The organism is Massilia sp. TWP1-3-3 (genome assembly GCF_049897805.1).
Taxonomy (GTDB): domain Bacteria; phylum Pseudomonadota; class Gammaproteobacteria; order Burkholderiales; family Burkholderiaceae_D; genus Telluria_A.
Window position 1 is genome coordinate 198,114 of record NZ_JAFCWX010000005.1, and the last position, 18,339, is coordinate 216,452.

20 protein-coding genes are annotated in these 18,339 nt (G+C 62.5%); 6 read left to right on the plus strand and 14 right to left on the minus strand.

Annotated features, from left to right (window positions below; all coding sequences use genetic code 11):
* Nucleotides 1-184: 184 nt before the first annotated feature.
* Both ACP7D4_RS06985 and ACP7D4_RS06990 read left to right on the plus strand, forming a co-directional pair.
* A complete protein-coding gene (locus ACP7D4_RS06985) occupies nucleotides 185-505 on the plus strand; it encodes an NINE protein (protein WP_426100432.1) in 321 nt (106 codons plus the stop codon).
* Nucleotides 474-833: a DUF2752 domain-containing protein gene (locus ACP7D4_RS06990; protein ID WP_426100430.1), complete on the plus strand. Its 360-nt coding sequence runs from the start codon at nucleotides 474-476 to the stop codon at nucleotides 831-833. Before ACP7D4_RS06985 ends, ACP7D4_RS06990 begins: the two co-directional genes overlap by 32 nt.
* Here the strand turns inward: ACP7D4_RS06990 and ACP7D4_RS06995 are convergent.
* The 5 genes from ACP7D4_RS06995 to rpsP form a co-directional block, all read right to left on the minus strand.
* A complete protein-coding gene (locus ACP7D4_RS06995) occupies nucleotides 775-1,443 on the minus strand; it encodes a CoA pyrophosphatase (RefSeq protein ID WP_426208345.1) in 669 nt (222 codons plus the stop codon). The two genes, ACP7D4_RS06990 and ACP7D4_RS06995, sit on opposite strands and share 59 nt — an antisense overlap.
* 67 nt (nucleotides 1,444-1,510) lie before the next feature.
* Complete coding sequence (gene rplS, locus ACP7D4_RS07000; protein WP_426100426.1) at nucleotides 1,511-1,894, minus strand: 50S ribosomal protein L19; 384 nt, start codon at nucleotides 1,892-1,894, stop codon at nucleotides 1,511-1,513.
* Nucleotides 1,895-2,044: 150 nt separating this feature from the next.
* Nucleotides 2,045-2,791: a tRNA (guanosine(37)-N1)-methyltransferase TrmD gene (gene trmD / locus ACP7D4_RS07005; RefSeq protein ID WP_426208347.1), complete on the minus strand. Its 747-nt coding sequence runs from the start codon at nucleotides 2,789-2,791 to the stop codon at nucleotides 2,045-2,047.
* A 26-nt stretch (nucleotides 2,792-2,817) separates the two neighbouring features.
* Nucleotides 2,818-3,345 (minus strand): ribosome maturation factor RimM, encoded by a 528-nt coding sequence (rimM, locus tag ACP7D4_RS07010; protein ID WP_426100422.1) that lies wholly within the window; start codon nucleotides 3,343-3,345, stop codon nucleotides 2,818-2,820.
* Nucleotides 3,346-3,382: 37 nt separating this feature from the next.
* On the minus strand, nucleotides 3,383-3,634 hold the full coding sequence (rpsP, locus tag ACP7D4_RS07015; RefSeq protein ID WP_426100420.1) for a 30S ribosomal protein S16: 252 nt from the start codon (nucleotides 3,632-3,634) through the stop codon (nucleotides 3,383-3,385).
* Between the two features lie 223 nt (nucleotides 3,635-3,857).
* Here rpsP and ACP7D4_RS07020 point away from each other — a divergent pair, with 223 nt between their 5' ends.
* A complete protein-coding gene (locus ACP7D4_RS07020) occupies nucleotides 3,858-4,274 on the plus strand; it encodes an NINE protein (RefSeq protein WP_426100418.1) in 417 nt (138 codons plus the stop codon).
* A gap of 163 nt (nucleotides 4,275-4,437) precedes the next feature.
* On the opposite strand, the gene ACP7D4_RS07025 is transcribed toward ACP7D4_RS07020, so the two are convergent.
* Entirely contained in the window at nucleotides 4,438-6,441 is a 2,004-nt protein-coding gene (locus ACP7D4_RS07025) for a hypothetical protein (protein WP_426208348.1), read from the minus strand.
* 165 nt (nucleotides 6,442-6,606) lie between these two features.
* Here ACP7D4_RS07025 and ACP7D4_RS07030 point away from each other — a divergent pair, with 165 nt between their 5' ends.
* The gene (locus ACP7D4_RS07030; RefSeq protein ID WP_426208349.1) at nucleotides 6,607-7,206 is read left to right on the plus strand and encodes a glycine zipper 2TM domain-containing protein; all 600 of its coding nucleotides are present in this window, start codon (nucleotides 6,607-6,609) and stop codon (nucleotides 7,204-7,206) included.
* Nucleotides 7,207-7,545: 339 nt separating this feature from the next.
* On the opposite strand, the gene ACP7D4_RS07035 is transcribed toward ACP7D4_RS07030, so the two are convergent.
* From ACP7D4_RS07035 to ACP7D4_RS07065, 7 genes are all read right to left on the minus strand, one after another.
* A complete protein-coding gene (locus ACP7D4_RS07035; RefSeq protein WP_426100412.1) occupies nucleotides 7,546-9,336 on the minus strand; it encodes an acyl-CoA dehydrogenase in 1,791 nt (596 codons plus the stop codon).
* Nucleotides 9,337-9,448: 112 nt separating this feature from the next.
* Entirely contained in the window at nucleotides 9,449-10,381 is a 933-nt protein-coding gene (locus tag ACP7D4_RS07040; RefSeq protein ID WP_426100410.1) for an electron transfer flavoprotein subunit alpha/FixB family protein, read from the minus strand.
* Between the two features lie 26 nt (nucleotides 10,382-10,407).
* Nucleotides 10,408-11,157, minus strand: a complete 750-nt coding sequence (locus ACP7D4_RS07045; protein WP_426208350.1) for an electron transfer flavoprotein subunit beta/FixA family protein — start codon at nucleotides 11,155-11,157, stop codon at nucleotides 10,408-10,410.
* Between the two features lie 194 nt (nucleotides 11,158-11,351).
* Nucleotides 11,352-11,579 carry a sulfurtransferase TusA family protein gene (locus ACP7D4_RS07050; RefSeq protein ID WP_426208408.1) on the minus strand — a complete coding sequence of 76 codons (228 nt, stop codon included), beginning with the start codon at nucleotides 11,577-11,579 and terminating at the stop codon, nucleotides 11,352-11,354.
* Between the two features lie 323 nt (nucleotides 11,580-11,902).
* Nucleotides 11,903-14,512: an alanine--tRNA ligase gene (gene alaS / locus ACP7D4_RS07055; RefSeq protein WP_426208352.1), complete on the minus strand. Its 2,610-nt coding sequence runs from the start codon at nucleotides 14,510-14,512 to the stop codon at nucleotides 11,903-11,905.
* 95 nt (nucleotides 14,513-14,607) lie between these two features.
* A complete protein-coding gene (gene ugpQ / locus ACP7D4_RS07060; RefSeq protein WP_426208354.1) occupies nucleotides 14,608-15,360 on the minus strand; it encodes a glycerophosphodiester phosphodiesterase in 753 nt (250 codons plus the stop codon).
* A gap of 15 nt (nucleotides 15,361-15,375) precedes the next feature.
* The gene (locus ACP7D4_RS07065; RefSeq protein ID WP_426208356.1) at nucleotides 15,376-16,374 is read right to left on the minus strand and encodes a GlxA family transcriptional regulator; all 999 of its coding nucleotides are present in this window, start codon (nucleotides 16,372-16,374) and stop codon (nucleotides 15,376-15,378) included.
* Nucleotides 16,375-16,470: 96 nt separating this feature from the next.
* On the opposite strand from ACP7D4_RS07065, the gene ACP7D4_RS07070 reads away from it, so the two are divergent.
* Complete coding sequence (locus ACP7D4_RS07070) at nucleotides 16,471-17,142, plus strand: DJ-1/PfpI family protein (RefSeq protein WP_426208358.1); 672 nt, start codon at nucleotides 16,471-16,473, stop codon at nucleotides 17,140-17,142.
* Complete coding sequence (locus tag ACP7D4_RS07075) at nucleotides 17,139-17,921, plus strand: MBL fold metallo-hydrolase (RefSeq protein ID WP_426208360.1); 783 nt, start codon at nucleotides 17,139-17,141, stop codon at nucleotides 17,919-17,921. The genes ACP7D4_RS07070 and ACP7D4_RS07075 overlap by 4 nt, the downstream gene beginning before the upstream one ends.
* Here ACP7D4_RS07075 and ACP7D4_RS07080 read toward each other — a convergent pair whose 3' ends face one another.
* Nucleotides 17,922-18,272: a DUF1294 domain-containing protein gene (locus ACP7D4_RS07080; RefSeq protein WP_426100396.1), complete on the minus strand. Its 351-nt coding sequence runs from the start codon at nucleotides 18,270-18,272 to the stop codon at nucleotides 17,922-17,924. It abuts the gene before it with no gap.
* Between the last annotated feature and the right edge of the window lie 67 nt (nucleotides 18,273-18,339).

Genomic DNA, 18,339 nt, shown 5'->3' on the forward strand with positions numbered 1-18,339 from the left:
TAAGTGACGAAGGCGGCGACCTGCGAACTTACTCAGCGCGCTGCCCAGGGGCTGCTGTTGGTTTCCAGTTAGCGAAGAAAGACGTCATTGCAAAATCAACCATTTTTAAGATGTAAAATTTTGCAACATCGGTTATGCTTTCCTAAAATTACCATTCGGCAATTTACTTTTAGGGATTACTTCCATGGCGTTCTGTCCTTCCTGCGGTTCCGAAGTTAACGATAACGCGGTTGTCTGCGTCAAGTGCGGCGTCGCCGTCAACAATAACCGCAATCCGGCCGGCCAGATTGGCCCCGTGTCGGACAAGGAATGGCTGCCGGCGCTGCTACTGGCATTTTTCGTCGGCATGTTCGGCGTGCACCGCTTTTATACGGGCCACATCGGCATCGGCATCGTGCAGCTGCTGACCTTTGGCGGTTGCGGCATCTGGGCGCTGATCGACTTCATCATGATTATTACCGGATCGTTCACGGATGTTAACGGCCTCCCGCTCAAGAAAACCTGATCGCGCCGACATCGCCATTGCCCTGGCGCTTGCTGGCCTGGGCGCGGTCGCCCTTGTGGCGCCGCAGATCGTGCTGCAGCTGGCGCCGCCCTGCCTGGTGACCTTGCTGCTGCACCAGAGCTGCTGGGGCTGCGGCATCACCCGCGCCGCGCTGGCCTTGCTCCAAGGCGATGTTGCGGGGGCCTGGGCATTGAACCGGGCCTCGCTGCTGGTGCTGCCGATGCTGCTGTGGCTCTATGGGCGCCATGTGCGCATGATCTGGCGCGGCTTCAAGCGCGCAGGAAATGAAACAGGTTGCGCAACATCCCCGCCGTCGCTCCCCAGATGAAAAAACGCTCGTACGGCATGGCATAAAACGTCCTGCGCCCCGCCCATTCGGGCAGTTCGAACGAGAGGCGCTGGTGATTGGCGCCATTCATCAGGAACGCCAGCGGCACCTCGAAAATTTCGGCCACCTCGTTCTCGTCCGGCGTCATCTCGAACGGCGGCGCGACTAAGCCCACCACCGGCGTCACCTTGTAGCCGGTGCCGGTCACATACTCGGGCAAGGTGCCGATCACTTCAATGTGACGCCGGTGCAGGCCGATTTCTTCCTCGGTTTCGCGCAGCGCCGTGTCAATCGCATCCACATCGACCAGCTCGGCGCGCCCGCCCGGAAAGCTGATCTGGCCCGCGTGGTCGGTCAGGTGCGCCGTACGCTGGGTCAAGAGCAAGCTGAGCCCTTCGGGGCGCAACACCAGTGGGATCAGCACCGAGGCCGGCGTCATGCGCGGATGGCGCGCTTGCGCATCGTCGACGATTTCGCTCTGCCAGGCAGCAACCGGGCTGGCGAAGCGGGCGCGCAGCCAGCCAGCTTCCAGGCGCGCGGCGTCCAGCGCGCCTTCGCCGCCCAGGCCGTCGACCGGCAGCAGGGCTGGATCAAAAGGTAGTGTAGCCAAGAAAAATGTCCTATAAACAAAAAAAGGCATCCGGGAAGGGATGCCTTTCAGTATCGCAGACCTAAAATTACTTAGGAGCAGCGGTAGAAGCGCGACGGTTAGGCAGTTTCTCTTTGATACGTGCCGATTTACCCGAACGCTCACGCAGGTAGTAGAGCTTGGCGCGGCGAACATCACCACGACGCTTGACTTCGATCGAAGCGATCAGCGGGGAGTACAGCTGAAAGGTACGCTCAACGCCTTCGCCGGACGAGATCTTGCGAACGATGAAGTTCGAGTTCAGGCCACGGTTACGACGGGAGATCACGACGCCTTCGTATGCCTGGGCGCGCTTGCGGGTGCCTTCGACGACGTTGACGTTGACGATAACGGTATCGCCTGGTGCGAAATCAGGAATAGTCTTGCCCAAACGAGCAATTTCTTCTGCTTCAAGTGTTTGAATCAGGTTCATTTTTTATAACTCCGATAACCATCATGCTGGTGCCTCGCCGGAACTGGCATTCAATGTCTTTCGACATCTCAGTTCCCGATAACTTGTGCCCAGTAGAGGATGGGGTTTAAGCCGCGGACAACATGTTCGCGGATTGGTGTTGCAACAGGTTTACAAACCTGCCAAAAACTTTTCATCGGCCTTGCTCAGCTGTCCGGCGCTGCGCGCGCGGACCAGCAAATCAGGCCGCTTTTTAGCGGTGGCTTCGAGCATGCGCTCGCGCCGCCACTTCACAATCTCTGCGTGGTTGCCACCCATCAGCACCGGCGGCACGCCCACACCTTCATACGCATCGGGCCGCGTGTAATGCGGCGAATCGAGCAAACCATTGACGAAACTGTCTTCGACCGCCGAAGCGTCGTCGTTCAGTACGCCCGGCAATTGCCGCACCACCGCATCCATCAAGGCCATCGCCGCCAACTCGCCGCCGGACAGAACAAAGTCGCCCAGGCTGATTTCTTCATCCACGCAACGGTCCAGCAAACGCTGGTCGACCGCTTCGTAGCGGCCGCACAAGATGACCAGGCCCGGCTCATCTTTCAACTGCATGACCCGTTCGTGCGTGAGTGGCCTGCCCTGCGGGGACATGAACACCACCCGCGGAATGGACAACTCCAGCATGACCTGGCGCTGCTTGGCGGCGCCGATCGCGGCCTCCAAAGGCTTGGCCAGCATCACCATTCCGGGTCCGCCGCCATACGGGCGGTCGTCGACGGTGCGATGATTGTCGGTCGTGAAATCACGTGGATTCCAGCACGACAGGCCCCAGCGCTTTTGCTCAAAGGCGCGCCGGGTCACACCCGACTGCGTCAATGCGGAAAACATTTCGGGAAACAAGCTCACGACATCAAACTGCACGCTGACCTCGCCTCTTGGAACCGGCCCTAATAATCCAGGCCCCAGTCCACGGTAATTTTTTTACTTGCCTGGTCAACAGTGATGACGAACCGGTCGACAAACGGAATCAGGCGCTCAGGCGCCTTCTCGCTCGCCGCATCAGGCACTGGCGTGATCCGCAGAATAGACTGCGCGCCGTTGTGCATCATGTCGGAGACCTGCCCCAGGGCTTCACCCTGCAGATTCAATACATCGAGCCCGATCAGATCGGACCAGTAAAATTCATCGGCCGGCAATTGCGGGAACTGGCTGCGCGGGATGAACACGGCGGCGCCCTTGAGCGCCTCGGAAGCATCCCGCCCTAGCGTACCCACCAACTGGGCCACGACGTCGCCGCCGTGTATTTTTGCAGTGCGCACTGTGACGCTCTGCAGGCTGGGCTTATCCAGCCACCAGGTTTTTACGGACAGCAGCGCATCCGCGTCGGACGAAAACGGGGTAACCCGAATCGAACCGGTGACGCCAAAGGCGCCGGATACATACCCGACTTGCGTCAGGTCGTCGGGGGCTTGCACCCCGGATGCTGCGGAAACGCTCAAACCGGAACCGAACTTAAGCTGCTGCTTTTGGCTGGCTGTTGACCAGACGGGCAACGGTTGGCGACATTTGTGCGCCAACGCCTTGCCAGTAGGCCAGACGGTCTGCGGTGATACGCAGACTGACTTCAGCGCCGGCCGCCATCGGGTTGTAAAAACCGATGCGCTCGATGAAACGACCGTCGCGGCGATTGCGCGAGTCCGTTGCAACGATGTTGAAGAACGGGCGCTTCTTGGCGCCTCCACGAGCTAAACGAATAACGACCATAGTAATTCCAAAAAAGTTGTGCTGGGCGGAAAAAGCCGACAATTATAGCGCGCTATGCCGCGCAGCAGCAAGCGTTAATGACAACAGGGCGCGCAATCGGGAAGAATCGAGCATTATCGCCGATTTCGGCCATTACCGCCAACTGCATCGTCGGAAAAAGGAGTGCTTTGGCCATGAATTTAGTCGATACTGCCATCTTTCCCGCTTTTGATACCCATAATACATGTCCACGACTCACAAAAACAAAACCTTCGCCTGCCTGCTGGCCGTCCTGTTGGGCGGCATCGGAGCGCACCGCTTTTACCTGCGCGGCAGCGTGGACAAGCTCGGCCTGATCCACCTGACCGCGTTGCCAATCGCCGGCCTGGTGTATGGCCTGGCGCCGCAGGCGGACTGGTTTTTCAAGCTGCTGCCGCTGCTGGTGTCGTATGTGGTGGGGTTTATTGAAGCGTTGGTTATCGGCGTAACGGCCGACGAGAAATGGGATGCTGCGTTTAACGTTGGCTCTGGCAAGCAGTCGGATTCCAAATGGTACCTGGCACTGCTGCTGGTCGCCACCCTGCTGCTGGGCACCACCGTATTAATTGCGACGATGTCGCGCCTGGTTGACCTGCTTTACACGGGCGGCGCGTACGGCTAGACATTGCGCGGTGTACCGCCCCGCGAAAGTGCCGCATTACCGTAGGGCGCAAAAGCGCGAAGCGCGCATTGCGCCCTTCGCGCTTTTGCGCCCTACCGATACTGCTGCAATATCACAAGGGTAATGCTGGGCCGGATCTGGCGACCCGGCCCAGCATCACTGCTTAATGCGCGTGGCGACGCTCTGCCACGTCAAACCGGGCCTGGCTGCGCTTCTCGGACATGCTGAAGAAGCTGGCCGGCTGCGGCGTACCGTTCACCGGGCCGCTCAAGGCCAGGTTCGCCTCCCAGCTCCGGTTGGCCGGCATCTGGATGGTCGCTGGCAGCGTATCGACAACGGCAGGGTCGATCCACGGCGCTACCTTGATGATGACCAGCTTGATGCGCGGCTTGATGGACGGCAGCGCGATACGGCCACGCTGACCCCAGGCGACGATCAACTGGTCGCTCGTCATGCCATCCTTGAACAGGTTGCTGTAAGCGATGTCGTACTGGATGCCATGACGGTACGACATCATGAACTCCTCGAACAGCATCGCCAGGTCCTCGCGCGAGTTGGCATTGTCATTAATCGAGTACGCGTACTCGTCGGAGGCGACATCGCTGCTGAAGAAGTTGCCCACTTCGGCTGCCGTGTACGCCTTTTGCACAGCGGTCGGCGTCACGCCCAGGAACATGACCTGCCCCAGCCCCTTCATTTGCGACGACAGCAGCGGGTATGCCGTTGCCAGGTCATCCGACGGCAGCGACTTGGCGGCAGCGCGCGGCTCGACGTTGCCGTAGATCGACAGCGTCGTGTTCAGGTTGCGCGACGAGGGCGCGAAGTAGTCGCCGGCGTGGGCCAGCTCGTGGTACAGCAGGCGGCCCAGGCCAAGGATCAGGTCGCTCTCGGGACGCGTGACGCGTTCGCCGGCCGGATAGCTGCGGCGCGCGTAGTCATTGTTCTTGACCAAACGCCCCAGGCTGGTGAAGTTGAGCTGATCATCATAGGCCAGACGGTAATCCGGCACTTCCGTGACCACGTCGCGCTGCTCGGGCGTGAGCCACAGGTAGTTGGCGTCCAGGTAGATGGCGCCGGTCGCAGGCTGGTAAAAACTCGGGCGTACGTGCGAACCGATGACAATCGTGCTGGTCGCGGCCAGCATGCGGCGGAAGTCCCCCTTCGCGTCTTGCGAATTGAGGAATTTCTCGAAGTTCGCACCCAGGAAGTCGTGCGAGACGATTACGCGCGCCATCACCTGGGCCACGCTCGGCACCCCTCCCGATCCGGCGTCGGACTGCAGCAGCGGCAAGGTGCCGGCCTTGCACAGGGTCGTGCCCGTGTCGAGGAAATACAGGCCCACGTCGTAGCTGCAGCGCGCCAGCACATTGGCGTACGCGCCCCCCACCACATACGGATGCACGCGCGCGGTGTTCTTGAAGATGTAGCCGTTCGGCGTCGCCGCCTGGCGATCAATACTGACGATGACGTCGTCGCTGTCGACCTTGCCGCTGGTGGTCGTCATCGTCGCGCGAAATACGAGCGTGCTGTCGACTGACGCAGTGGCCGGTGTGGTGAAGATCATCACGTCCTGGTCGTCGGTATTCATCTTCACCGGGGTGCCGGACACCTGGCTCCAGACGATCTTCGACACCGCCTCGCCACTGGCGAGCGTGGGCCAGGCGCGCACCGAGGTGTCGGTACCCACGCGCAGCGAATGGTCGGCGCGCACAGTCACAAAGCTGCCGCTTACCGGGGCGGCGACGGTGATGTCGGTGGTTGCCGACGACGTGCGCCCATCGCTCAGGGTGGCGTCAGCGCGCAGGCGGATCACGCCCGCAGTGCTGGTTTCAATCGCTACCGTCGGGCTGCGCGCCGCTTGCAGCGTTACGCTCGGACCGCTGACCTGGGTCCAGGCGATCGAGGTGATGTACGGCGTACATGCCGACAGGGCTGCGGCGCCGGCAGTTTTTCCGGAGGCGACGGTGGCGTCTGCGGAGATCGTGATCTCGCATACTGGCGCCGGTGTTGGTGCAGGCACTGGGGCAGGGGCCGGGATCGGCGCGGGACCTGGCGCCGGCGAGCCATTGACGGGGGCCCCGCCGCCGCCGCCACCGCCACATGCGGCCAGGAGGACGGCCAGGGTCAGCGCTGCAGGCTGACGCACGACTTGAATAAATTGTTTCATAAAGTTTCCCGATAGATGAGTGTGGCTACAGGCGAACTCTGCCATAACGAATCTTAGGCAGGCGCACAGCTAGCACGATAGAAAAGCCAAGAAGTGTTTCACTGCTTACATGTGGATTACAATATCCCAACTTTAACCCCTACACGATTGACCAGGAGAAAAATAATGACAAAACGTCCATATTTGGCAGCGCTGTTGCTTGCCAGCGTCATGGGCGCGGCACACGCCGGCCCACAGCAACAACAGTACGCCGCGGACTCGCGCGAAGCGGCCAGCCGCTATGCCGATGACCGCGCCATGTGCGCCGACGAGCGCAACCAGGGCCAACGCATGAAGTGCCTGCGCGCGGCCAAGCAAGAGAACACGGTAGCACTGGCACAGGCCAAGAGCCGCATGTCGGGCCACCAGCAGCGCAGCAACACGGCGTCGTCATGCATCGACTGCGGCCGCGTGACTGCCGTCAATGTCAGCGAAAAACGCGGCGAAAGCAATGCGTTGGGGGTAGTGGCGGGCGGCGCCGCAGGCGCGCTGCTGGGACACCAGGTTGGCGGCGGCCACGGCAAGGACCTGGCCACGATCGCCGGCGCCGTTGGCGGCGCCTATGCAGGCAAAAAGCTGCAGGAAAGCCACAACGCCACCAAGGTCTGGACCGTGGAAGTGCAATACGATAACGGCCAGCGCGGCAGCTTCAACTATGACGCCGATCCTGGCGTGCAAAGCGGCGACCGCGTGCAAAAGGCCGGGCAGGCCATCAAGCGGATCTGATCCGCACTGCAAGCGCGTCTGAGCGCGCGCTGCAAGCGCGTCTGAGCGCGCGCTGCAAGCGCGTCTGCTCGCGCACTGGGAGCGCGACTGATCGCGCACTGTTCAACGTAGGGCGCAAAAGCGCGAAGCGCGCATTGCGCCATGCATGCGTCAACCAGGCGCAGGCATGGCGGAATGCGCGCTTCGCGCTTTTCCGCCCTACAGTTCGGGTACTACCGCTCAGCGCCAGCTAGCCTTCAATCGGCGCATGCGCCATCCAGTTCGGGTACTACTTCTCAGCGTCAGCAAGCCTTCAGGCGCATGCGCGCAACGCGCATGCGCCATTCAGTTCGGTTGACCTTAGAACTGGTCTTCGCTCAGCGCCAGCACACCTGCGCTGCCTTCGACGATCGCAATGCGCAGTCCCGGCGCCTGCGTCAAGAGATGGTCGGCGAAAAAGCGCGCGGTGGCGATTTTTGCCTTGTAGAACGACGCATCACCCTCGCCGGCATCAAGCTTTTGCTGCGCGATCAGCGCCGAACGCGCCATCACCCATCCGCCCAGCACGATACCGGCCAGCTTCAGGTACAGCACGCTGCCGGCAAACACGCCCTTGATGTCGGACTTCATGTTGGCGGCAACGTAGTCGACCACTTCTTCGAGCGCGGTGCTGCCCTGCGCCAGGGCGCGGTGCATGGCCTTGAAATCGGCGCCTTCATGCGCTGCCAGTTCCGCTTCGGTGGCGCGCACGCGCCCGATGATGTCCTTGGCGACAGCGCCGCCGTCGCGCACCGTCTTGCGGCCCACCAGGTCGTTGGCTTGGATGGCGGTGGTGCCTTCGTAGATCGTCAGGATCTTCGCATCGCGGTAGTGCTGCGCAGCCCCCGTCTCTTCGATGAAGCCCATCCCGCCGTGCACCTGCACGCCGTCGCGCGTGACGTCTTGCGACATCTCGGTCGCCCAGCCCTTGATGATGGGGACCAGGTACTCGTACACGGCCAGGTTGGCCTTGCGCGTGTCGGCGTCAGGGTGATGATGGGCCACGTCGCTGATGCCCGCGCCCACATACGCCAGCGCGCGCGCCGCCTCCACTTGCGAGCGCATCGACATCAGCATGCGCCGCACGTCCGGATGGTGGATGATAGCCACCGGACCGGCGGAACCGGCCAGGTCGCGCGACTGCACGCGGTCCTTGGCAAATGCGGCAGCCTGCTGGTAGGCGCGGTCGGCCAGGCCGATGCCCTGCATGCCCACGCCAAAGCGGGCCGCGTTCATCATGATGAACATGTATTCGAGGCCGTGGTTTTCTTCGCCGACCAGCGTGCCGACCGCGCCGCCATGGTCGCCGAACTGCAGCACCGCAGTCGGGCTGGCCTTGATGCCCAGCTTGTGTTCGATCGAGACGCAGTGGGCGTCGTTGCGTGCGCCCAGCGTGCCGTCGGCATTGACCAGGAACTTGGGCACGATGAACAGCGAAATCCCCTTCACGCCCGCAGGCGCGTCCGGCGTGCGCGCCAGGACCAGGTGCACGATGTTCTCGGCCATGTCATGCTCGCCGTAGGTAATGAAAATCTTGGTGCCGAAGACCTTGAAGGTGCCGTCGCCCTGCGGCACGGCGCGGGTGCGCACGGCGGCCAGGTCGGAGCCCGCCTGCGGCTCGGTCAGGTTCATGGTGCCGGTCCATTTGCCCGAGATCAGCGGCTCGAGGTAGGTCGCTTTCTGGGCGTCGGAACCGGCCGTGAGCAGCGCTTCGATCGCGCCGTCCGACAGCAGCGCGACCAGCGCGAACGAGATCGAGGACGCGTTGAGCATCTCGATGCAAGGTGTGGCAACCAGCTTGGGCAAGCCCTGGCCGCCAAATTCGGTCGGGTGCTGCACGCCCTGCCAGCCGGCTTCGGCAAAGCCCTTGAAGGCTTGCTTGAAGCCCTTGGCGGTCGTGACCTGGCCGTCGTGCCAGAAGCTCGGGTCCTTGTCGCTTGGCCAGTTCAGGGGCGCGACTTCATTGGCGCAAAATTTCGCGTTCTCTTCGAGGACTGCTTCCACCGTGTCGGCGGTGGCGTCTTCACAGCCTGGCAGCGCGTTGATGGTGGACAGTCCGGCCAGTTCGTTCATCACGAACAGCATGTCTTTCAGCGGGGCTTTGTAGCTCACGTAAATCTCCTAGTTTTTGCGAAAAAAAACGCATTGCACCACATGTCTCGTCGACTCATGGTGGAATGCGCCTTCGATTTTTTTCCACCCTACGGATAGAGTGTGCGAGCGTTTAACCTAATTGCTTGACCAGGTCCGGTACGACCTCGAACAGGTCGCCCACGATGCCGTAGTCGGCTACCGAGAAAATCGGTGCTTCCGGATCCTTGTTGATCGCAACGATCGTCTTCGAATCCTTCATGCCGGCCAAGTGCTGGATCGCGCCGGAGATGCCGACCGCGATGTACAGCGCAGGCGCGACGATCTTGCCAGTCTGCCCAACTTGCCAGTCGTTCGGCACAAAGCCTGCGTCAACGGCTGCGCGCGAGGCGCCCATGGCAGCGCCGAGCTTGTCGGCCAGCGGCTCGAGGATCTTGAAGTTGTCGCCCGAACCCATGCCGCGGCCACCGGAAACGATGACTTTGGCAGCCGTCAGTTCCGGACGGTCCGACTTGGCCAGTTCGCGGCCGACAAAGGTCGACTTGCCCGAGTCGGCAACCGCGCCCAGGGCTTCGGTCGCAGCCGAGCCGCCGGTGGCGGCAGCCGAATCGAAACCGGTGGTGCGCACGGTGATGACCTTGATCTTGTCGGACGATTGCACGGTGGCGATCGCGTTGCCGGCGTAAATAGGACGCTCGAAGGTGTCGGGCGCATCGACCTTGGTGATTTCCGAAATCTGGGCCACGTCCAGCTTGGCGGCCACGCGCGGCAGGATGTTTTTGCCGTAGGCGGTAGCGGGAGCGAGGATGTGCGAGTACGCAGCGGCAATTGCCAATACCTGCTCGGCGACGTTTTCGGCCAGGCCGTCGGCGTGGTGCGGCGCGTCAGCGACCAGCACCTTGGTGACGCCGGCGATCTGCGCTGCTTCAGCTGCGACCGCGCCGCAATTGCTGCCCGCGATCAGGATATGGACTTCGCCGCCGCACTGAACTGCTGCGGTAACGGTGTGGTGGGTGCTTCCCTTCAGGGATGCGTTGTCGTGTTCTGCGATGACTAGTGCGACCATGATGTGTCCGTATCTTAGTAAATGAGTTAGATAACTTTGGCTTCGGTGCGCAGCTTGGCAACCAGGGTCGCGGCGTCCGCAACCTTGATGCCGGCCGAACGCTTCGCAGGCTCGACGACCTTCAGGGTCTTCAGGCGCGCGGTCACGTCAACGCCGAGTTCTTCAGGCTTGACAACGTCGAGCGGCTTTTTCTTGGCCTTCATGATGTTCGGCAGCGTCACGTAGCGCGGCTCGTTCAGGCGCAGGTCGGTGGTGACGATCGCGGGCAGCGTGAGCGAGAGCGTCTCGAGGCCGCCGTCGACTTCGCGGGTGACCGTGACCTTGCCGTCTTCGAGCACGACTTTCGAGGCGAACGTCGCCTGTGGCCAGCCGAGCAAGGCCGCCAGCATCTGGCCGGTCTGGTTGGAGTCGTCGTCAATGGCTTGCTTGCCCAGGATGATCAGCTGCGGCTGCTCCTTGTCGGCCAGCGCTTTCAGCAGCTTGGCAACCGCGAGCGGCTCGAGGTCGGCGCTCGTTTCAACCAGGATGCCGCGGTCGGCGCCGATGGCCATGCCGGTGCGCAGGGTTTCCTGGCACTGGGCCACGCCGCACGAAACGGCGATCACTTCGGTCACCTTGCCGGCTTCTTTCAGGCGCATCGCCTCTTCGAGCGCGATTTCGTCGAAAGGATTCATCGACATTTTAACGTTGGCGATATCGACGCCGCTGCCATCGGACTTGACGCGTACTTTGACGTTGTAATCGACGACGCGTTTGACGGGAACCAGGACTTTCATAGGTATGCCTTTGGGAAGTGGAATGAGGTGACGTTACTTAGTGTGGCCTAGATTATAAGAGGAAAATCGTTTCAGCACTAAATTAAAGCACGATCGTGCGATTTTTAGGTAGAGGAAGTGCCCTAATTCCAAGGTCGCTGCGGGAAGGTGGAACGGTCGGCGAAGCTGCTGTTGCGTGGCTTCGCCGCTCTACATTATTTACGGCGCATCAAAAACGTGAATTCGCGGCCGTTTTGGGCGTGCGACAACAGGGCATTGCCGGTTTGCTTGGCGAATGCTTGGAAGTCACGCACGGAGCCGGAATCGGTGGCAACGATCTTGAGAACTTCGCCCGTCTCCATTTCGGCCAGTGCCTTTTTCGCCTTCAAGATCGGCAACGGGCAGTTCAAACCGCGCGCATCGAGTTCTTTCTGGTATTCCATGATTTCGCTGTCGAAAGTGGTGTCGCTCATCGATTGCTCTGTAGGGTTGGTTGTTGGACTCACAGACCTCAATATACTCCAAATTAAAAATTTTGACGCACCGCACCAAAATTTAAGTTTTTTGTTGCATGGTCACAACGACAATGGACATGTCGCAATGATCATGCTGTATAGGAGCGCAGGAATGTGGCAGCGCCGAGGATGCTGCGTGTGCACATCAGTGCGTAGGTCGGAAAAGCGCGAGCGCATTCCGACCGCCATGGCAATGCGAAGTGCCCCCCCCTTCTTGCGAAACCACCGCTGCGGGAGGACGACGCTGTGTATTACGCCTTCTGGCCAACCCACGCAACCACACCGGCCAGGGCCGCTGCCAGGTTGGTCGGATCGGTGCCACCGGCCTGCGCCATGTCCGGACGTCCGCCGCCCTTGCCGCCTACCTGCTGCGCCACAAAATTGACCAGCTCGCCCGCCTTGACCTTGCCCGTCGCATCAGCCGTTACACCGGCAATCAGGCTGACCTTGCCGTCAATGACGCTGGCCAGCACGATGGCGGCTGTCTTCAGCTTGTCCTTGAGCTTGTCCATGGTTTCGCGCAAGCGCGCCACGTCGGCGCCGTCGAGCGTGGCGGCCAGCACCATGATGCCGTTCACGTCCACCGCCTGCGTCACCAGTTCGTCGCCCTGCCCCGCAGCCAGCTTGGACTTGAGCGCCGCCAGTTCCTTTTCGAGCGACTTGACCTGGTCTTGCACCTGGGCGATGCGGTTGCCCAGTTCCTCGGGATTGGTCTTGAGCGCGCCCGCGGCTTCATTCAGGCGCCGGTTCAGCGACTGCACCAGCGCCAGCGCGCCCTCGCCCGTCACCGCTTCCACGCGGCGAATGCCGGCGGCAACGCCGCCTTCGCCGATGATCTTGAACAGGCCGATGTCGCCGGTGCGGGTCACGTGCACGCCGCCGCACAGCTCTTTGGACGAGCCAATGTCGAGCACGCGCACTTCGTCGCCGTATTTTTCGCCGAACAGCGCCATGGCGCCATGCTTGACGGCGTCGTCAAAGGACATATTGTGCGACTTCGTTGCGTGGTTCTGCAAGATCTCGCGGTTGACGATGGCTTCGACCTGAATGATCTGGTCGGCCGTGAGCGGCGCATTGTGCGAGAAGTCGAAACGGGTCTTGTCCGGGTCGACCAGCGAGCCTTTCTGGGCCACGTGCGCGCCGAGCACTTCGCGCAGGGCCTTGTGCATCAGGTGCGTGGCCGAGTGGTTGCGGATGGTGCGCGCGCGCTTGGCTTCATCGACGTTGGCGTCAACCGTGTCGCCCACTTTCAGGGTCCCGGAACGCAGTACGCCATGGTGGCCATACACGTCCGCCTGCACCTTGAGCGTGTCTTCGACCTCGAACTGGCCGCCAGCAGCGGTGAGCACTCCCTGGTCGCCCACCTGCCCGCCCGACTCGGCATAAAACGGCGTGGTGTCGAGAACCACCATGCCGGCCTGGCCCACCTTGAGTTCCTGCACCGAGACGCCGTCGGCGTACAGCGCAACGACCGTGCTGCCGTGGACCAGCTTGTCGTAGCCGACGAACTTGTTTTTTTCGCCGCTGTACTCAACCTTGGCGATCGACTTGAACTTGCCGGCCGCGCGTGCCGTCTTCTGGTCTTCTTCCATGGCTTGCTTGAAGCCTGCTTCGTCCAGCGTGATGCCGCGTTCGCGGCAAATGTCGGCGGTCAGGTCAAGCGGAAAACCGTAGGTGCTGTACAGCGTGAAGGCGGTCACGCCATCGAGGTTCTTGCTGTCCTTGGCCAGCTGCGCTTCGAGGATCTTCATGCCGTTTTCCAGCGTTTCGCCGAAACGCTCTTCTTCGGTCTTGAGCACCTGGGCGACACGCTCTTTGGCTTCGGCCAGTTCGGGATAGGCGGCGCCCATTTCTATGGTCAGGTCCTCGACCAGCTTGTAGAAGAACGGCTTGGTCTGGCCCAGCTTGTGGCCGTGGCGCAGCGCGCGGCGGATGATGCGGCGCAGGACATAGCCATGGCTTTCCGGCGCGGGAATGATGCCGTCGACGATCATGAAGGAAGCGGCGCGGATGTGGTCGGCGATCACCCGCAACGACTTGTTTTCAAGATCCAGCGCGCCGGTCTCGCGCGCGGCGGCGCGGATCAGGGCCTGGAACAGGTCGATCTCGTAGTTGGAATGCACGTGCTGCAGCACGGCGGCCAGGCGCTCGAGACCCATGCCGGTATCGACGCACGGCTTGGGCAGCTTGTGCATCACGCCCGCGTCGTCGCGGTTGAACTGCATGAACACCAGGTTCCAGATCTCGATGAAGCGGTCGCCGTCTTCGTCGGGCGAGCCTGGCGGGCCGCCGGGAATGTCGGCGCCGTGGTCGTAGAACACTTCGGTGCACGGGCCGCACGGGCCGGTGTCGGCCATGGCCCAGAAGTTGTCGGACGCGTAGCGCGCGCCCTTGTTGTCGCCGATGCGGATGATGCGCTCGGCCGGCACGCCGATCTCGTTGGCCCAGATGTTGTAGGCTTCGTCGTCTTCCATATAGACGGTAACGGTCAGCTTGTCGGCGGGCAGACCGTAGACCTTGGTCAGCAGCTCCCACGCATAGTTGATGGCGTCGCGCTTGAAGTAGTCGCCGAAGCTGAAGTTACCCAGCATTTCGAAAAAGGTATGGTGGCGCGCCGTGTAGCCGACGTTTTCCAGGTCATTGTGCTTGCCGCCGGCGCGCACGCAGCGCTGCACCGAGGTGGCGCGCGTGTACGGGCGGCTGTCGGTGCCGGTAAATACATCCTTGAACTGGACCATGCCGCTGTTCGTCAACAACAGGGTCGGATCGTTACCCGGCACCAGCGAGCTGGAGCGAACAATCGCATGGCCCTTCGATTCGAAGAATTTCAGGAATTTGTCGCGGATTTCAGATGATTTCATGTTGTATGGGCGAGTGAGAGCAGCATGCTATAAAAAGACGATTATAGCGCAGTCCCCTGGCCGGCCAGCGGCCACCCCGCAGTGCGGCCGGGCGTTCAGCGCGGTCCGGCGGGTCCGATCAGGTCGATCCTGTCAGTACACATCGCGTCGACTCCCCACTCGACTAGCTCGCGCGCACGCCCCGGATCGTTCACGGTATAACAAAACAGCCCCAGGCCGGCCGCCTTGATCTGGCGTGCCAGGGCAGGCGTCAGGTTTTTTTGATTCGTATGGATCGCAACCGCGTCCAGCGCTATCGCCTGCTCGCGCCAATCGGCAGGCACCACGTCGAGCAGCAGCGCACGCGGCACATCGGGCGCGGCTTGCCGGGCCGCCGCCAGCGCCACCACACTGAACGACGACAGCAGCGGCACCACGGGATCGTCGCGGGCGATCTCGAGCCCGAACATGGCGCGCGTGAGGGCGGCCACCACCCGGCCTGTTTCAGCCTCGAACCCCGGCGCCGGCTTGATCTCGATATTCATCCAGATCCCATGCGCCTGGCAAAACGCCACGAACTGCGTGAACAGCGGCACCGGCTCGCCCTTGAACTGCGCGCCAAACCAGCTGCCCGCATCCATCGCCACCAGCTCGGCGGCGTCATAGTCGAACACATTGCCCGACCCGGCAATCGTGCGCCCCAGATAAGGATCGTGCATCACCACGGGCACGCCATCGCGCGCCAGCATGACGTCAAACTCCACGGCGTGAAAGCCATGGTCGAGCCCGCACTGCAGGGCTGCGATGGTGTTTTCAGGCGCCAGCTTGCCGCCGCCCCGATGGGCAAGAAATCTTGGGTAGGTCCACATGCCGCCACATTAGCATCATTGGCGCGCCGCCGTCTTGAAGCGGCGCCGGTATTCGGCCGGCGAGTGCCCCACCAGGCGCTTGAACAGCGTGCCGAAGGTGGCCACGTCGCCGTAGCCCACCTTTGCCGTCACTTGCGCCACGCTCTGGCTGGTCGACTCCAGCAGCAGCTTGGCCTTGCCGATGCGCGCCTGCTGCAGATGGGCCAGCGGCGAGATGCCGGCATCGTCCTTGAAGCGGCGCAGCAGCGTGCGCGCGCTGACATGGAAGACTTGTGCGAGCGCCTTCAGGTCGTAGGGTTCGGCCACGCGCTCTTCGAGCCACCCGGCGACCTGCGCACCAAAAGTGCCGGACGGACGGGCCAGCATGCGGCTGTCGATGTACGGCGCCTGGCTGGCGCGCCGGTCGTCGAGCAAGGCCATCCTGGCCACCGCGCGCCGCACTTTGGGACTGGCGGCCTTGCCGATCAGGTGCATGGCCAGATCGAAGGTGGCGCTGAACGAACCGGTGGTGGTCACGCCGCCGTCCTCGACCAGCAAGGCGCTGACGTCGACGTTCGCTTGCGGAAAACGCTGCGCCAAATCGGCGGCGAACAGCCACGAGGTGGTGGCGCGGCGCGCGTTAAGCAAACCGGCCTCGCCGAGCAGGAAGGCGCCCACGCACACGGCGGCCACCGGCGTGCCCTTGGCAAAAGCGCGCCTGACATAGGCCGTTTCCGGCGCCAGGCGGCGCAACGGCTGCAGGCAGCTGGCGCGGTCGCTCAGTTCCATGCCGGGGATAACCAGCAGGTCGGGACGCGCGCGCGGCGCGCGCCGGGTACCGATGCGCAGGCCGCCGGCGGCCGTGGCGTCGGCGCCCGTCAGGCTGATCACCGTCACCTCGAACAGCGGGGCCGAGGCCGCGCCCTCCAGCGCCTGCGCCACCCGGTTTGCCACCAGCAGCGTGTCGCACAGGCCGAAGATCTCCATGCCCATGCAGCCGTCGTAGGCAAGTACTGCTATGCGCGTCGTTTTCATGCTGGCGATAATGCCATATTTTTTAGCGATATCGCCACTTTTTTATTTGGCGCCTCGAGCCCAGAATGAACTTCTGATCAACCAAGGAGAACCATGATGCGCCTCTCAATCATTCTGTTTGACGGTTTTACCGCCCTCGACGTCGTCGGCGGCTACGACGTGCTGGCCAACCTGCCCGGCATGGAAGTCGAATTCGTCGCGGCCAAGTGCGGCCTAGTGGCCGTCGATACCGGCTGGCTGGGCATGCAGGCGTGCAAAACGTTCGACCAACTGGAAGCGACCGACATCCTGTATGTTCCGGGCGGCCCGGGCGTGGAGGCGGCACTGGCCGATGATGCCCTGCTCGCGTGCGTGCGGCGCATATCGGCATCCTGCGCCTGGACCGTGAGCGTTTGCAACGGCGCCGAAATCCTCGGCGCGGCCGGCCTGCTGGAAGGCAAACAGGTGACTACCAACTGGTTTGCGCGCGACAAGGTGGCGGCGTACGGCGCGCGCGTAGTCAAGCAGCGCTATGTACGCGACGGCCAGTTGGTGACCGGTGCGGGCGTCTCGAGCAGCATCGACACCGGCCTGTTCCTGGCAGGCTTGCTGGCCGGCGAAGAAGTGGCCAAAACCATCCAGCTTGGCATTGAATACTATCCGGATCCGCCCTTCGGCAACGGCACGCCGGACGAACAGCCGGCCGCGCGCCAGCAAATGATCGCTGCGGCCGAACGCGGCGGCGTCAAACGCCTGGCGGCGCGCCGGATTCCCTTTCAAGGAGCGTGACCTTGCAGATCACCCAACTGCGCAACGCCACCATCATCATCCACAGCGGCGCCCACCACATCCTGGTCGATCCGATGCTTGGCGCAAAATACAGCTTGCCGCCACTGCGCGTCTTCGACGGCAAGCGCGAGCGCAATCCGATCCTCGACTTGCCCCCTGGCGCCACCGGCGCGCTCGAGCAGGTGACGCACTGCCTGATCACCCACTGCCAGAAGGGACACTTCGACCATCTCGACTACGAAGGAAGGCGCTTTTTGCGCGAGCGCCGCATCCCGGTGACCTGTACCGCGCACGATGCCGGCTACCTTGCCAGGCGCGGCCTCGATGCGCAGCCGCTGGCGCCGGACAGCAGCACGCCCCAACCCTTCCTGAACGGGACCATTCAGACGGTCCGCTGCACCCACGGGCGCGGCTGGATTGGGGCGCTGATGGAACACGGGGTCGGTTACCTGATTGCGCTGCCCGGCGAGGGCACGCTGTACCTGGCCGGCGACACGATCCTCTCAAGCGCCGTGTGCCAAGCCGTCGAGCGCTACCAGCCGGACATCTGCGTGGTGCCGGCGGGCGGGGCGCGCATGGACCTGGGCGGCGAGATCATCATGGGTCCGGACGAGGTGATTGCATTTGCGAAAATGGCGCGCGGCACGGTAGTGGCCAACCACCTGGAAGCGCTCAGCCATTGCCCGCCCACGCGCGCGGCCCTGGCTGCGGCGGCGCAGGCGGCCGGCGTGGGCGCGCGCCTGCGCATTCCGGCCGACGGCGAGCGGCTCTCGTTCTGATCAAGCGCGCTGCAGGATCGACAGCGGCGAGGCCAGGTAAACGAACAGCGCACTATTGAGCAGCACGGTGAACCAGAAGCGGCTTTTGAAGGATTGCTTGTTCGACTTGTGGCGCAGCAGCTTCTGGGCCACGACCGCGCCTGGCCAGCCACAGGCCAGGCCCAGCAACAACAGCGTATTTTCCGACGTGCGCCAGCGCCCCGCTTTGGCCGCCGACTTGTCGAGCGCGTACATCGCAAAGCACACCAGGCTCGCCACGAGGTACAGCGCGCCCACCAGCGGCGGCAACGCCCACAGGTGCACTGCGGCGGCGAAGATCACTGCAAAGATGACGAGGGCGAGAAGTCGCATAACGAATATTGATTATCGGAAACTTCGAGTTTAGGTGTTTAAGGAAATTAAGTCCAAGTATTTCCCG

What these genes read in the sequence shown, in the direction of transcription:
- ACP7D4_RS06985 (WP_426100432.1), top strand. Translation starts at nt 185, where the DNA reads ATGGCGTTCTGTCCTTCCTGCGGTTCCGAAGTTAACGATAACGCGGTT.
- ACP7D4_RS06990 (WP_426100430.1), top strand. Translation starts at nt 474, where the DNA reads ATGTTAACGGCCTCCCGCTCAAGAAAACCTGATCGCGCCGACATCGCC.
- rplS (WP_426100426.1), bottom strand. Translation starts at nt 1,894, where the DNA reads ATGAACCTGATTCAAACACTTGAAGCAGAAGAAATTGCTCGTTTGGGC.
- rpsP (WP_426100420.1), bottom strand. Translation starts at nt 3,634, where the DNA reads ATGGTCGTTATTCGTTTAGCTCGTGGAGGCGCCAAGAAGCGCCCGTTC.
- ACP7D4_RS07020 (WP_426100418.1), top strand. Translation starts at nt 3,858, where the DNA reads ATGTCCACGACTCACAAAAACAAAACCTTCGCCTGCCTGCTGGCCGTC.
- ACP7D4_RS07025 (WP_426208348.1), bottom strand. Translation starts at nt 6,441, where the DNA reads ATGAAACAATTTATTCAAGTCGTGCGTCAGCCTGCAGCGCTGACCCTG.
- ACP7D4_RS07030 (WP_426208349.1), top strand. Translation starts at nt 6,607, where the DNA reads ATGACAAAACGTCCATATTTGGCAGCGCTGTTGCTTGCCAGCGTCATG.
- ACP7D4_RS07040 (WP_426100410.1), bottom strand. Translation starts at nt 10,381, where the DNA reads ATGGTCGCACTAGTCATCGCAGAACACGACAACGCATCCCTGAAGGGA.
- ACP7D4_RS07045 (WP_426208350.1), bottom strand. Translation starts at nt 11,157, where the DNA reads ATGAAAGTCCTGGTTCCCGTCAAACGCGTCGTCGATTACAACGTCAAA.
- ACP7D4_RS07050 (WP_426208408.1), bottom strand. Translation starts at nt 11,579, where the DNA reads ATGGAATACCAGAAAGAACTCGATGCGCGCGGTTTGAACTGCCCGTTG.
- alaS (WP_426208352.1), bottom strand. Translation starts at nt 14,512, where the DNA reads ATGAAATCATCTGAAATCCGCGACAAATTCCTGAAATTCTTCGAATCG.
- ugpQ (WP_426208354.1), bottom strand. Translation starts at nt 15,360, where the DNA reads ATGTGGACCTACCCAAGATTTCTTGCCCATCGGGGCGGCGGCAAGCTG.
- ACP7D4_RS07065 (WP_426208356.1), bottom strand. Translation starts at nt 16,374, where the DNA reads ATGAAAACGACGCGCATAGCAGTACTTGCCTACGACGGCTGCATGGGC.
- ACP7D4_RS07070 (WP_426208358.1), top strand. Translation starts at nt 16,471, where the DNA reads ATGCGCCTCTCAATCATTCTGTTTGACGGTTTTACCGCCCTCGACGTC.
- ACP7D4_RS07080 (WP_426100396.1), bottom strand. Translation starts at nt 18,272, where the DNA reads ATGCGACTTCTCGCCCTCGTCATCTTTGCAGTGATCTTCGCCGCCGCA.